General features: G+C 65.7%; 13 protein-coding genes. 7 read left to right on the top strand and 6 right to left on the bottom strand.

The annotated features are described in order from the left end of the window. Positions 1-1,136 (top strand): ATP-dependent Clp protease ATP-binding subunit ClpX (gene clpX / locus AC5RWT_RS28270; protein ID WP_494083087.1); only part of this gene is annotated, 1,136 nt, incomplete at its 5' end. 133 nt (positions 1,137-1,269) lie between these two features. Continuing rightward, positions 1,270-1,890, top strand: coding sequence for a mycothiol-dependent nitroreductase Rv2466c family protein (locus AC5RWT_RS28265; RefSeq protein ID WP_494083086.1), 621 nt, complete (start codon positions 1,270-1,272; stop codon positions 1,888-1,890). A 365-nt stretch (positions 1,891-2,255) separates the two neighbouring features. Here AC5RWT_RS28265 and valS read toward each other — a convergent pair whose 3' ends face one another. After that, positions 2,256-4,880, bottom strand: a complete 2,625-nt coding sequence (gene valS, locus AC5RWT_RS28260) for a valine--tRNA ligase (protein ID WP_494083085.1) — start codon at positions 4,878-4,880, stop codon at positions 2,256-2,258. 146 nt (positions 4,881-5,026) lie between these two features. Between valS and AC5RWT_RS28255 the strand changes: the two genes are divergently transcribed. The 5 genes from AC5RWT_RS28255 to AC5RWT_RS28235 all read left to right on the top strand — a co-directional run bounded on the left by AC5RWT_RS28255 (position 5,027) and on the right by AC5RWT_RS28235 (position 9,150). Further along, positions 5,027-5,395: a DUF488 domain-containing protein gene (locus AC5RWT_RS28255; RefSeq protein ID WP_494083084.1), complete on the top strand. Its 369-nt coding sequence runs from the start codon at positions 5,027-5,029 to the stop codon at positions 5,393-5,395. 238 nt (positions 5,396-5,633) lie between these two features. Next, on the top strand, positions 5,634-5,945 hold the full coding sequence (locus AC5RWT_RS28250) for a hypothetical protein (RefSeq protein WP_494083083.1): 312 nt from the start codon (positions 5,634-5,636) through the stop codon (positions 5,943-5,945). Positions 5,946-5,991: 46 nt separating this feature from the next. After that, the gene (locus AC5RWT_RS28245) at positions 5,992-6,735 is read left to right on the top strand and encodes an SDR family oxidoreductase (protein WP_494083082.1); all 744 of its coding nucleotides are present in this window, start codon (positions 5,992-5,994) and stop codon (positions 6,733-6,735) included. 140 nt (positions 6,736-6,875) lie between these two features. Beyond that, positions 6,876-8,609, top strand: coding sequence for an HNH endonuclease signature motif containing protein (locus AC5RWT_RS28240; RefSeq protein WP_494083081.1), 1,734 nt, complete (start codon positions 6,876-6,878; stop codon positions 8,607-8,609). Between the two features lie 37 nt (positions 8,610-8,646). Further along, positions 8,647-9,150 carry a hypothetical protein gene (locus AC5RWT_RS28235; RefSeq protein WP_494083080.1) on the top strand — a complete coding sequence of 168 codons (504 nt, stop codon included), beginning with the start codon at positions 8,647-8,649 and terminating at the stop codon, positions 9,148-9,150. Between the two features lie 264 nt (positions 9,151-9,414). Here the strand turns inward: AC5RWT_RS28235 and AC5RWT_RS28230 are convergent, their stop codons facing one another. The 5 genes from AC5RWT_RS28230 to AC5RWT_RS28210 form a co-directional block, all read right to left on the bottom strand. Next, positions 9,415-10,539 (bottom strand): UDP-N-acetylmuramate dehydrogenase, encoded by a 1,125-nt coding sequence (locus AC5RWT_RS28230; RefSeq protein ID WP_494083079.1) that lies wholly within the window; start codon positions 10,537-10,539, stop codon positions 9,415-9,417. Continuing rightward, positions 10,536-10,964 (bottom strand): MaoC family dehydratase, encoded by a 429-nt coding sequence (locus AC5RWT_RS28225; protein ID WP_494083078.1) that lies wholly within the window; start codon positions 10,962-10,964, stop codon positions 10,536-10,538. The genes AC5RWT_RS28230 and AC5RWT_RS28225 overlap by 4 nt, the downstream gene beginning before the upstream one ends. Beyond that, on the bottom strand, positions 10,961-11,422 hold the full coding sequence (locus AC5RWT_RS28220; protein ID WP_493966598.1) for an FAS1-like dehydratase domain-containing protein: 462 nt from the start codon (positions 11,420-11,422) through the stop codon (positions 10,961-10,963). Before AC5RWT_RS28220 ends, AC5RWT_RS28225 begins: the two co-directional genes overlap by 4 nt. A 32-nt stretch (positions 11,423-11,454) precedes the next feature. Continuing rightward, a complete protein-coding gene (locus AC5RWT_RS28215; RefSeq protein ID WP_493966599.1) occupies positions 11,455-11,709 on the bottom strand; it encodes a hypothetical protein in 255 nt (84 codons plus the stop codon). Between the two features lie 76 nt (positions 11,710-11,785). After that, positions 11,786-12,694 carry a DUF2797 domain-containing protein gene (locus AC5RWT_RS28210; protein WP_494083077.1) on the bottom strand — a complete coding sequence of 303 codons (909 nt, stop codon included), beginning with the start codon at positions 12,692-12,694 and terminating at the stop codon, positions 11,786-11,788. Positions 12,695-12,880 lie beyond the last annotated feature (186 nt).

Below are 12,880 nucleotides of genomic sequence, written 5' to 3'. Positions count from 1 at the left end.
GGGCAGCTACTGAACTGCTGGAGCTCCCGAAGCCGCGGGAAATCTTCGGCTTCCTGCAGGAGTACGTGATCGGCCAGGAACCGGCCAAGCGAGCCCTGGCGGTTGCGGTCTACAACCACTACAAGCGCATTCGCTCCGGCCATGCGGCCCGCGGCAACGCCAAGCTGTCCGCTGCCGGTGACCTGCAGGAGGTGGAGATCGCCAAATCCAACGTCCTGTTGATCGGTCCCACCGGCTGCGGCAAGACCTACCTGGCCCAGACGCTGGCACGCCAGCTGAACGTGCCGTTCGCGGTGGCGGACGCGACGTCGCTGACCGAAGCCGGTTATGTGGGCGAGGACGTGGAGAATATTCTGCTCAAGCTGATCCAGGCCGCCGACCATGACATCAGCAAGGCCGAGCAGGGCATCATTTACATCGACGAGATCGACAAAGTGACACGCAAGAGCGACGGACCCTCGATCACGAGGGACGTCTCCGGTGAAGGCGTGCAGCAGGCCCTGCTGAAGATCCTCGAAGGAACCGTGGCGTCGGTGCCGCCCCAGGGCGGCCGGAAGAACCCGCAGCAGGAGTCCCTCCAGATCGACACCACCAACATCCTTTTCATTGTCGCCGGCGCCTTTGCCGGCCTCGAAGAAATCATCGGCTCACGGGCCGGCCGCAAGGGCATCGGCTTCGGGGCCCCGCTCAAGGCGGCCGTCCGGCAGCAGGACAACTACGGCGACGTCATGCCCGAGGACCTGCTCAAGTTCGGCCTGATCCCGGAGTTCATCGGCCGCTTGCCGGTGATCACTACCGTGGCTGAACTGGACAAGGCCGCACTGGTCCGGATCCTCACCGAGCCGAAGAATGCCCTGCTACGCCAGTACCAGAAAATGTTCCAGCTGGACGGGGTCGAGCTGAGCTTCGAACAGGATGCCCTGGAAGCGGTGGCCGACCTCGCGCTGGAGCGCGGGACCGGTGCGCGCGGCCTGCGGGCGATCATGGAAGAGACCCTGCAGCCCATCATGTTCGATCTGCCGGGCCGAGATGACATCGCCACGGCCGTGATCACCGCCGGCACCGTCCTGGACGGCACAGCCCCCACCCTGATTTCGCACGACGTCGAAGCTATCCGCCGCCGCGACTCTGCCTGACAGGCCGGCACGGGGGCATCCGTGCACGCCGGCGAATCCTGACTCGGTCCTTGGCCAGCCGGCGGAACAAAACCGCCGTCGGGGTAGTTACGCACATCAGTACGTCTCACCAGTCCCGAAGGAGCTTTGCCACATGTCTGAAAGCGCTGCACCGTCGACCGTTGATTTCTGGTTCGATCCGGCTTGCCCGTTCGCTTGGATCACCTCCCGCTGGATGTTGGAGGTGGAGAAGGTCCGCGACGTCAAGGTCGACTGGCATGTCATGAGCCTGGCCGTGCTTAACGACGGCCGCGACGAGCTGCCGGAGGAGTACAAGGAGTTCCTGAAGAAGGCCTGGGGCCCGGTCCGCGTGATCATCGCCGCCCGTGAACTGCACGGCGACGCCTACGTGGGCAAGCTTTACGACGCCATGGGCACCCGCATCCACAAGGAGGGCAACAAGGACTATGAGTCCGTCACCGCCGCCGCGCTGGAAGAAGTCGGCCTGCCCGCCGACCTGGCCCGCTTCGCCACCTCCGACGAGTATGACGACCAGCTGCGCGCCAGCCACGAAGAAGGCATCTCCAAGGTGGGCGACGAAGTCGGCACCCCCGTCGTGGCCTTCAACGGCACGGCGTTCTTCGGCCCGGTGCTGACCCGCATCCCGCGCGGCGAAACCGCCGGCAGGATTTTCGACGGCGCAGTGGCGCTGGCCGACTTCCCGTATTTCTACGAGATCAAGCGCTCCCGGACGACCAGCCCCGAGTTCGACTGACCGGTTGGGGCTCGACCGGTCTCAAGCGGGCGGCGCCCCTCGGCCCCCGGATGCCCTGCAACCGGCACGCCGTAGTTCTGTGGAGAAATTTTCCTGGACTATGGCGTGTCGGCTTGCGCAGGAGTATAAATATCTATACGCATCCACCAAAAGATGCGGGACCGAACACCAAAGATTCAGTGACAAGTAGTGGACCAGTTTCACCAACTGCCAGCCCGTGACGAGGCTCGGAAGACCTGAAATTCAGCGGAGTTCGCGAGACCCAAAGCGTCACCTTTGGATCAAAAGAGTCGAAGCCCCACCAACGGCTAAACGCTGATGGGGCTTCCCCTCGTTAACGGCTCGGATCAACTGATCCGGAGCGGCTACTCGACCGGTGTTTCCAGGGCCGCCAGCTCGACCTGGCTCACCGTCAGCTCACCCTCGGCCTCGGTCAGCAGGACCTCCCGGGCGTTGCCGGCGGCCTTCAGGTCGCCGAGTCCGGCTTCCAGCTGGGCCAGCTGGGCCGCCGGACCACTGATGGTCGCGGTGAGAACTTCGGTGCGCTGCTTGACCTTGGCCTCGGACTTCGCCTTGCGGATGCCGCCCAGAGCCTGCCCGACCGTCCCGAGCAGCCCCTTGTCGGCCGCGGATGCCATCGAGGCGAGCCCCGCCGTCGTCGGCCATTCCGCCCGGTGCACGGAACCGGCACGCCACCAACTCCAGACCTCTTCGGTGGCGAACGGCAGGAACGGTGCGAAGAGACGCAGCAGGGCATCCAGCGTGGTGGCCAATGTGGCCAGCACGGAGGCCTGCTCCGCCTCGCCGGCGGCACCGTAGGCGCGGTCCTTGATCAGTTCGACGTAGTCGTCGGTGAACGACCAGAAGAAGCTTTCGGTGACCTGCAGCGCCCGGGCATGGTCATGCTTCTCGAACGCGGCTGTCGCCGTTTGCACCACGTCGGCCAGTTGTCCCAGCAGCGACTTGTCCAGCGGGTTGGTGACCACCGCGGCGTCCTCGGCGATGACCGAGGCCTCGGTGGCGCCCAGATTCAGCACGAACTTGGAGGCGTTGAGCAGCTTGATGGCCAGACGGCGGCCGATCTTCATCTGCGCAACCTCGTAGGCGGTGTCCGCGCCCAGCTTGGCGGACGCCGCCCAGTAGCGCACCGCGTCCGCGCCGAACTGGTCCAGCACATCGGTGGGGACCACCACGTTGCCCTTGGACTTGGACATCTTCTTGCGGTCCGGGTCCAGGATCCAGCCCGAGAGCGCTGCATGCTTCCACGGTGCGCAGCTGTTCAGCGCATCGCCGCGCACCACCGTGGAGAACAGCCAGGTGCGAATGATGTCGTGGCCCTGCGGACGCAGGTCGAACGGGAAAACGTTGTTGAAGAACGCCTCGTCCCGGCTCCACTTGCCCACGATCTGCGGCGTCAGCGACGAGGTGGCCCAGGTGTCCAGCACGTCCGCGTCGCCAGTGAAGCCGCCGGGCTGGTTGCGCTGCGACTCCTCGTAGCCGGGAGCGGCGTCGGCGGCCGGGTCGACCGGCAGCATCTCGTCCGTGGGCAGCACGGGGTTGTCGTAGTCCGGGTTGCCGGAGGCGTCCAGCGGGTACCAGACCGGAATCGGCACGCCGAAGAAGCGCTGGCGGGAGACCAGCCAGTCGCCGTTGAGGCCTTCGATCCAGTTCTCATAGCGTGAGCGCATGAACGCCGGATGGAATTCGATCTCCCGGCCCCGGCTGATCAGCCTCTCGCGGCGATCCGCGTCCCGGCCGCCGTTGCGGATGTACCACTGGCGGGAGGTGACAACCTCAAGGGGCTTGTCGCCCTTTTCGTAGAAGTTGACCGGGTGGCTCATCTTCTTGGGCTCGCCGTCCAGCAGGCCTGCCTCGGACAGCAGTTCCACGACCTTCTCCTTGGCGGAGAAGACGGTCTTGCCAGCCAGTTCGGCGTAGTTGGCCTTGCCTTCGGCGGTGGTGATCCACTCCGGGGTTTCGGCCACAAGGCGGCCATCGCGGCCCACGATGGAACGGGTGGGTAGCTGCAGCTCGCGCCACCAGGTCACGTCGGTCAGGTCACCGAAGGTGCAGACCATGGCGATGCCGGCACCCTTGTCCGGCTTGGCCAGCGGGTGGGCCTTGACCTCGACCTCGACGCCGAACAGCGGGGATTTAACCGTGGTGCCGAACAGCTTCTGGTACCGCTCGTCGTCGGGGTGGGCCACCAAAGCCACGCAGGCCGGGAGCAGTTCGGGACGGGTGGTCTCGATGTGGATGTGTTCGCCGTCGGCGGTTTCGAACGCGTAGCGGTAGTAGGCGCCGGGCATCTCCCGGTCCTCCAGCTCGGCTTGCGCCACGGCGGTGCGGAACGTGACGTCCCAAAGCGTGGGTGCTTCGGCCATGTAAGCGTCGCCGGAGTTCAGGTTGGCGAGGAACGCGCGCTGCGAAACGGCGCGGGACACGTCGTCGATGGTCCGGTAGGTCAGTTCCCAGTCCACCGACAGTCCCAGGGTGCTGAAGAGGTTCTCGAAGACCTTCTCGTCCTCTACCGCCAGGGTCTCGCAGAGTTCAATGAAGTTGCGGCGCGAGACGACGTCGAAATCGCGCTGGTTCTTCGCCGGCGTGGCCGGCGGCTGGTAGTCCGGGTTGTACGCCACCGACGGGTCGCAGCGGACGCCGTAGTAGTTCTGCACGCGCCTCTCGGTGGGCAGGCCGTTGTCGTCCCAGCCCATCGGGTAGAACACGTTCTTGCCGCGCATCCGCTGGTAGCGGGCCAGCACGTCGGTCTGGGTGTAGGAGAACATGTGTCCCACGTGCAGCGACCCCGAAGCCGTCGGCGGGGGAGTGTCGATCGAGTAGACCTGCTCCCGCGTGGTCTCGGGGTTGAACTTGTAGGTCCCCTCCTCACGCCAGCGCCGGGTCAGGGCGTCCTCAAGGCCTTCAAGGGCGGGCTTGTCGGGAACGTTAACTGAAACGGGCGTGTCTGTGCCCGGGGTATGTTCTGCCATGCTGGCCATTCTTTCATGCCCGGCACGGAATGAAGATTCACGACGGCGGTGCTTGCCTGTCGTCTGCCTCGCCACGCCCGCGCCGGGTCGTGCGACGGCGGTGCTTGCTCCTACCCGCCTCTGCACCCTTTGCGTAGGATGCGGCTATGACGGACGTGCACATCAAACGGGTCTACGAACCGGCCGACGACTCCGACGGGTACCGAGTGCTGGTGGACCGGATCTGGCCGCGCGGGATCAAGAAGGACGAAGCACAGCTGGATCTCTGGCTGAAGGAAGCGGGGACGTCCGCGGAGCTGCGCAAGGAGTTCAGCCACCGGCCGGAGAAGTTCGATGCCTTTGCGGTGGCCTACCGCAAGGAGCTGAAGGGTTCCGAAGCGCTGGAACGTCTTGTGCAGCTGGCCCGTCAACAGCCGAGACTGTGTCTGCTGTACGGAGCCAAGGACGAGACACACAATCAGGCCGTGGTGCTGCGAGAGTTGATAGTGGAAGAACTCGGCGGGGACTCCGGCTGACATGCCGTGGAGCAAGTGGGTTCTTCAGCGGCGGAACGCCGGCCGCGGTCGAGGCCGTCTCCTTCCGGCCGCAGGACGCAGCACGCGCCGGGTCGCCGTCATCAGTGTGTCTGCTGCTACGGCACTGGCTGGCTCGTTGGCGGGGTGCGGCGTCTTTACCGAGCTTGCGGCACCGCCGTGCCTTCCGCCCGAATTTGCGCTGAGCCCAACGGAAGCCGAGCCAGGGCAGCCCGTCACAGTGGCGGCAGCCGACGCCGCCTGCAATCTTCGCTACGGCAGCAACGCGCAGATCGAGGTGATCGTCACGGATGCATCCGGTGCGGAGATTGTTCGTGCCACCGCTCCCATGAACGACGGCGGCGGCTTCACGTACACGTTCGCCGTGCCGGAACAGGCTGCAGCCGGTGAGGCAGCAGTGACGGCCATGCCCTACAACGTCGACTGGTGCGATGACACGGGCAGAAACAACCGGGCTGCAGAAGGTCCCGGCATCCGACTGGAAAGGGCATCCTGCGCGCTGCCCGTGAAGCCACTTATCGTCAGCCGGTGAAGGCCTCTCTGAACCGGAGTCCTGGCCTGCCGCTACGCTGTGATTCATGACCAAGCGTGCAGTAGTAACGGGAGCAAGTTCGGGTATCGGGGCAGCGACAGTGCGGGCGCTGCGCGGCAGCGGTTGGGACGTCGTCGCGGTCGCCCGACGGGCCGACAGGCTTGCCGCCCTTGCCGAGGAGACCGGCGCCGTCGCCATGCCTGCCGACGTGACCAACCAAGCGTCAGTGGACCAGCTCGCTGCCAAGGTCTTGGCCGACGGCGGGATCGACGCGCTGGTAAACATTGCCGGGGGGGCCTTCGGGCTGGACACCCTAGGTGAGGGAAAGCCGGCCGATTGGCAGAAGATGTACGAGGTCAACGTCCTAGGCTCGTTGCGCATGATCCAGGCGTTTCTTCCGGCTCTGCGCGACAACGGCGAAGGTTCTGTGGTTCTTTTGACGTCAACGGCCGGGCTGGTGGCCTACGAAGGAGGCGGCGGTTACGTCGCGGCCAAGTTCGCCCAGCACTCGATGGCCGGCACTCTGCGCCTGGAAGAAGCAGAACACAATGTGCGTGTGATCGACATTCTGCCCGGCCTGGTCCGGACCGAGGAGTTCTCGCTCAACCGGCTTGGCGGTGACCGGCAAGCGGCCGACAACGTCTATGCCGGTGTGGAGAAACCGCTGCTGGCCGAAGACGTCGCCGATGTCGTGGCGTACTCGCTCAACCTGCCGCATCACATCAACCTTGACCAGATCGTCATGCGTCCCGTGGCGCAGGCCGCCGCGCATAAATTGATCCGGAAGTAGCAAGGGGCAAGACTCGGCGATTCTCTTTCTAGTCCTCCACCCGCGTTGACCACTCCTCCACAGGCCCGCTTTGGCGGCAGGTTTTGCACTTAGGTCGAACGCTTGTTCTACCCAGGAGGCGGGGTGCGTAGCGTTGAAGTATGGTAGCGGATCCGTTGGACGAGGCACAGGAGCCGGAGGAACACTCCGGCCTTCCTGACGTGCCGAACGACGGTGCCGCCGACCCCGCAGAATCGGCGGGCGGCGGGGTTGTTCCTGATGCCGCTGCGGCGGGTGGCGGGACAGGGCCGGAACCTGCGGCACCCCTGCCTGCCGCATCGCTGCCTGCTCCGGGGCTGCCGGCCGGTGAGTTGTGGGCGGAGGATTGGCAGGAGCTGGGGCCGGCGGAACTGGCCGGCCTGCTGGCCGGGACTGACCCGGGGGCGTTGGATGACTGGTCGGTGTTGGAGTACCTCAAGGCGGTGCGCAGGCTTGAGGCGTGGACGCAGTCGCGGCGGTTGCGGGCGGTGCACCGCATGGCGGCGCTCAGGCCCGCAGTGGGTCCGGATGCCGGTGCACCGGACGGGATTTCCCGTCACGCCGCCGCCGAACTCGCCCCCGTCCTGGCCGTGCGCCGCGAACGCGCGGCCGCGGAACTGGCCGACGCGCAGCAGATCGGCACGTACCTGCCTGCCACCCTCGCGGCTTTGGACGCCGGGGAGATTGACCTGCCTCGGGCGGTGGCTGTTGCCCGCAAGGGCATCGACCTGCCGCCGGCGGCTTTGGCAGCCTTTGAAGCCAGGGTGGTCCCGGGGGCCGGGGCCATCACGCTGGAATCCGTCCACGCCCGTGCCCGCACAGCCCGCGACCGGCTGCATCCCGAACCCCCCGAAACCCGGCACCGGGCCGCGATGGAATACCGGACCGTCCAATACCAGCCCCAGAACGACGGGATGGCCGAACTCATCATCCGCACCTCAGCGGAGAAAACGATGCTGGCCTACAACCTGCTCCAGGCCCACGCCCGGAAACTGCAGACCGCCGGGGAGACCCGCACCCTGGGCCAGCTGCGCGCCGACGTCTTCACCGACATGCTCCTGCACTACCCCGACCACGCCTACCAACCCTCCACCACGGTCAGGGAAAGCAGCACCGCCGGCGACCCGGCGTCCACCGGAACCGCGGCAGGTGGACCACCCGCAGCAGCCGCCAGGGAGGCCGACCGGCCGCCAGGCCGAGGGCCGTGTACCTGCGGGGCGGGGAACGTAACCGCGTCCGTCGCCGTGACCGCACCCCTTGCCACCTTGCTGGCGCTCTCCGAAGCACCCGGTGAACTTACTGGCTACGGTTCCATACCGCCGGACATGACCCGCGAGCTCGCCGCGCTGGCCAAATCCTGGCTGATCGTCCTCACCGACGACTACGGCCAGGCCATTGCCGCCGCCAAAGACCTGCGCCACCCGCCCGAATGGCTCAAACGCCTCGTGCGGCTGCGCGACCGGCACTGCCGCGACTACGGCTGCACCATCCCGGCCGACCAATGCGACATCGACCACACCATCGCCTGGGAAGACGGCGGCAGAACCGTCCTGGAAAACCTGCACGCCGCCTGCAAACCCGGCCACAAAACCAAACACCACGGCGGCGGAACCGTCAGCCAGCACCCCGACGGGACCCTGCACTTCACCACCCGCTCCGGCCACACCCACACCACCATCCCCGACGAAGGCTGGGCCCTCACCTACCCAACAGCGACAAACCCGGGCACCCACCACTGGAACGGACAAGCGGTCGAGGATGAGAGCGGACAAGAAGCCGCCACAAACGGACAAGCAGCCGGTCAAGAAAACCAACACGAACAAGGCCCCCCGGACGACACCTCGCCACCCTTCTAGCAGAACAGGTGAGAGTCCAGCTCAGAAAGGACCGGTAATGACAACAACAGGCGGGTCTCGCCCAACCGTAGATGATGTACTCCGAGTATTCTTTGACCAACAACGGCAAACCCGGCCGATCCGCACCGACCGTTCTCTTCGGCTCGAGACCCACCTGCGTCATTTTCTCGAGGTCTGCGGACCAGCGTATCTCTCCGAGGACTGGTGGGTGATGCTGCAGATAGAACAGTGCTTCGACCCCGCAAACGCATATGCTCGCTTGTTGCCCGCGGATCATATGCTGCTGCCGTTGCATGAATTTTTGTCACCGGAGTGGCTGCTCCGTAACGGCACCGACCGACTGGTGCAGGTCAATCACTCATATCGGCTGGTCTGCTGGCTCTGCGGCAGTGGCCTCGTCGATCTCCGCGCGTTTCGGCCCAGTATTATCCGGTTCTTGATCAGGCACGAGGAACTAACCGCTCACTCGAAAACTCACAAGGAACAGGCACGGCCGATCCCGCAGACCGATGTTGCGATTGCCCGTGAAGACCTCCCGTAGTGCAGGCAGGGAGCCGAACCATCTCCGTGGCTACCTCCCGTAGCGCAGGCAGGGAGCCGAACCATCTCCGTGGCCACCTCCCGTAGCGCAAGCGGGGAGCCGACCATCTCGGTGGACACCTGCCGTAGCGCAGGCGGGCAGCCGGACCATCTCCCCCGACACTGATCTTCACCTGAAGGCTGCGGCGTTCACGCATCCTGCAGTTGGTGGCTGAAACGTCCGCAGAGCTTCAGGCGAAGGTCGCAGCGCTCCCCAAAGCTCTGATCAGATGCCGCAGCAGATGAGCAGCGGCTCGGGCTGCAGTCGTATGCCGAAGGACTGTTCCACGCCGTTGCGCACGGCCGTGGCGATGGCAAGGATGTCCTGCGCGCTTGCTCCGCCGCGGTTGGTGATTGCCAGGGTGTGCTTCGTCGACAAGGCTGCCCGCCCGCCCGCCAGGTCCTGCCCGCTGAGAGCGCCGGCCGACGTCCCGGGAAGGCCGAAGCCCTTGGAGAACCCTGCGCGGTCGATGAGCCAAGCGGCGCTCAGCTTGACTTTGTTGGAGCCAGCCGGCCAGCGTGGCGCATCCGGCGGCAACTTTTCGGCCACGTCCTCCGCAACAATGGGATTGGTGAAAAACGACCCGGTGCTGAACGTATCGCGGTCTGCGGGGTCGTGAACCATGCCCTTGGATGCCCGGAGCCGGAGGACTTCCCGGCGGACGTCTGCTGCCTTGGCTACTCCCCCGATGTCGACGCCGAGCACGCGTGCCAGCTCGGCGTATCGGATGGGGTGGCTCTGCCGACTGACTGCCAGCCGGAACTCGACCTCCAACACCACAAAGCGCGGAGAACCGTTGACGGTGCTCTGCTTCAAAATCGAGTCCCTGTAGCCAAAGGCGAGGTCGCTGTTGGCAAACTCCTGGATGGAGTTCGTCTTCCGGTCCCAGGTCCGGACCCGAACAATGCTGTGCGAAACGTCGGATCCGTAGGCGCCGACGTTCTGCACCGGTGTTGCCCCCGTCGACCCGGGAATACCGGACAGCGCTTCCAGCCCTGCCCAGCCGTTGTCGACGGTCAGAGCAACCAGTTCGTCCCACGGCTGGCCTGCTTGGACGGTGAGCGCCACGGCATCGTCTTGTTGCTCCACGTTGTAGCCTCTGCTGGCGATACGCACCACGGTGCCGGGGTATCCGTCGTCGGAAATCACCACGTTGGATCCCCCGCCGAGGATGAGCAGGTCATCGCCGGCCTCATCGGCTGCACGGACCGCGCCAACAATTTCGGACGCGGCGCCAGCCGTGACGCAGCGCCGGGCAGGCCCGCCGACGCCAACGGTTGTCAGCGGAGCGAGAATCGTTTCCGTCCCGGTGTGAGCATCTGTGGCGCCGTCCTCACGGTGGAGATTCACCAAACCTTAACGACCGCCTGTGCCTTGACCAATACCTTCACACCGTCAGCGGTCACCGTCAGATCGACGCGTGCTGTCCCATTGGCCTCGTCGATGGTCCCGATAACACCGCTCACGTCGATCGTGGCTCCGGGGCCGTCCAGATCCTCCACGAGCACTGGTTTGGTGAACCTCGTTTGATAGTCGACGACGGCGGCGGGGTTGCCGATCCAGTCCGTCACCAGCTGCACTGCAGCGCCCATGGTGAACATGCCATGCGCGATCACTCCGGGGAGTCCGACCTGCTCGGCGAAGCGCCCATTCCAGTGAATGGGGTTGAAGTCGCCGGACGCGCCGGCATATCGGACCAGATCCGCACGGGACACCTCGATGCGCCGGGAGCCGATGTCCTGCCCAACGGTCAACTCGCTCAGTTCAACGGTCACTGGCCTTCCCCTCTCACCAGGATCGACGACGTGGTGGTGGCCGTTTTTTCGCCTGCCACGGTGCTGATTTCCGCTCGGGTAGTGATCATGGCGCCGCCGCCCATGGCGCGGACTTGGTCAACGTGCAATTCGGCCACCAGTTCGTCACCGGCGACGATGGGGCGGTGGTGCACGAACCGCTGGTCGGCATGAACCACGCGGGAGAAATCAATGCCCGAGTCCGGGTCCTCAATCAGCTGGGCGTCTGCCCGTTGGGCCACGATGATCGCGAAAGTGGGAGGAGCCACCACGTCAACGTAGCCAAGTTCACGCGCGGCCTCGACGTTGAAATGCGCTGGATGGCTTGCCTTGACTGCCGCAGCGAACTCCCGGATCTTCTCGCGGCCTACCGTGTAGACGTCGCCGGCCGGGTAAGTGCGGCCGGCAAGGTCGGGGTTGACCCCGGCGTGCTCGGACATGGGTCTCCTTCTGATGGAGTGGATGGGATGGACTATCGACGCTTCGCTGGCGGTGTGCCCCGCGGGTTGGCAGCCGCTTGGCGGGCCCGGGCATCACGGAAACGGACCAGCAGCCCGGCCAGATGGGTTAGCAGGCCCGTGACAATGAACGCCAGGGCTGCCCAGATTAGCCACTGGATACTGGCCGAGGCGGCTATGACGGAGAGCAGGATCCCTACGCCGATGAGCACCATCGCGGAGATAACCAGCTTGCGGTACAGCGGCGAGCCGAGGTCCCAAGGATTCATACCTCAAGGTTACCGGCCACTCCCCTAGGGGCCGAACTGCCGGCCTGCCCGTCAGGGGGCGGAAACGTGCCCCGGCCTAGAACAGCTGCTCCTGCAGGATAGGCTGCTCCGAAACGTAGTCACCCACTGCTATCCGGCGGCCTCTCAGCCCGCCCAAATCTGCAAGCAGGAGAGGCCCGCCATCCTGCAGCCGCACGGCCGCAATGCTGCCCAGGAGGCCGGCGACAGTGAGCCCGTGATCCCCCGCATCAAAACCTCCGGGAAGGCTTCGCTTGATGCCTTCCGCCAAGACCGCCGCCGCCAGCGCCGGGGCCTGCCAGCGTTCGTCGACGACGGCGAAGCCCTCCAGCTGTGCACCCGGCAGCAGGTTTCGGACAGCGGCGGCGTGGCCGGCGTTGATCCGCTCAACCTCGGCCGCCGGCAACGGAGTCAGCAGCCCGGAAAACTTGGCTGCACCGCGCACGGCTTGGGTCAGTTCGGTAGCGCCGGACACCATGTCCTCCAGCACCCGGACCACGCGTCCATCGCGGGCCCTGGCAACATACCGGGCCGCAACTGCGCCCTGCTCTGCCAGCCGCAACCATTTCCGCCCGTCGGCAGCCGTTCCGACCTTGCTGGCACCGTTGGCGAAGGTGGCAACGTAAAGCCAATGGGGTTGGGCGAGATAAGCCAGCAGTCCCTCCGGCGCACGGCCGCTGCGGTGACTGTCGTGCATCAAGCGCAAGTCGTCATTGAGGAAACAGTTCACGCATTGGTGGCCGCGTTCCGCGGGTGCTTGCAGAGGGCACGGCACATGCGTGCGCGCATCAGCAGAGAGGACCCGGTGGCTGCCCAGGCAATAGCGCTGCGGGTCCAACACCCGGAAGCCGAGCCTGGTTCCGGCCTGCACGGGCAGATTTTCCGGCGAGCCATCCGGCCTTGCCAGGCTCAGATGGGGGCCCGTCAAGGTCCACACGATGCCGTGGGAAAGATACAGGGCGGCCATGTCGTCCACTCTAGTGAAAGGACCGGCGGGTCAGCAGGCAGGAACGGCGGGTCAGCAGGCAGGGCCGGCGCTGCTGGCGGACCTGCCGGAAGTAAAGCCACAGGCAGTCCTTGGTGACCTGCGCGCCCCGTAGCCCGAGCCCGTAAAGCCGGAAGGGCCCGGTCGGAACATCAGTTCCGGCCGGGC

This window comes from Arthrobacter sp. Dra40 (assembly GCF_059091905.1).
The sequence above is the reverse complement of the archived record's forward strand: the minus strand, read 5'-3'. Positions and strand labels throughout refer to the sequence as shown.

What these genes read in the sequence shown, in the direction of transcription:
- AC5RWT_RS28255 (WP_494083084.1), top strand. Translation starts at nt 5,027, where the DNA reads ATGACGGACGTGCACATCAAACGGGTCTACGAACCGGCCGACGACTCC.
- AC5RWT_RS28215 (WP_493966599.1), bottom strand. Translation starts at nt 11,709, where the DNA reads ATGAATCCTTGGGACCTCGGCTCGCCGCTGTACCGCAAGCTGGTTATC.
- AC5RWT_RS28210 (WP_494083077.1), bottom strand. Translation starts at nt 12,694, where the DNA reads ATGGCCGCCCTGTATCTTTCCCACGGCATCGTGTGGACCTTGACGGGC.
- AC5RWT_RS28240 (WP_494083081.1), top strand. Translation starts at nt 6,876, where the DNA reads ATGGTAGCGGATCCGTTGGACGAGGCACAGGAGCCGGAGGAACACTCC.
- AC5RWT_RS28265 (WP_494083086.1), top strand. Translation starts at nt 1,270, where the DNA reads ATGTCTGAAAGCGCTGCACCGTCGACCGTTGATTTCTGGTTCGATCCG.
- AC5RWT_RS28235 (WP_494083080.1), top strand. Translation starts at nt 8,647, where the DNA reads ATGACAACAACAGGCGGGTCTCGCCCAACCGTAGATGATGTACTCCGA.
- valS (WP_494083085.1), bottom strand. Translation starts at nt 4,880, where the DNA reads ATGGCAGAACATACCCCGGGCACAGACACGCCCGTTTCAGTTAACGTT.
- AC5RWT_RS28220 (WP_493966598.1), bottom strand. Translation starts at nt 11,422, where the DNA reads ATGTCCGAGCACGCCGGGGTCAACCCCGACCTTGCCGGCCGCACTTAC.
- AC5RWT_RS28245 (WP_494083082.1), top strand. Translation starts at nt 5,992, where the DNA reads ATGACCAAGCGTGCAGTAGTAACGGGAGCAAGTTCGGGTATCGGGGCA.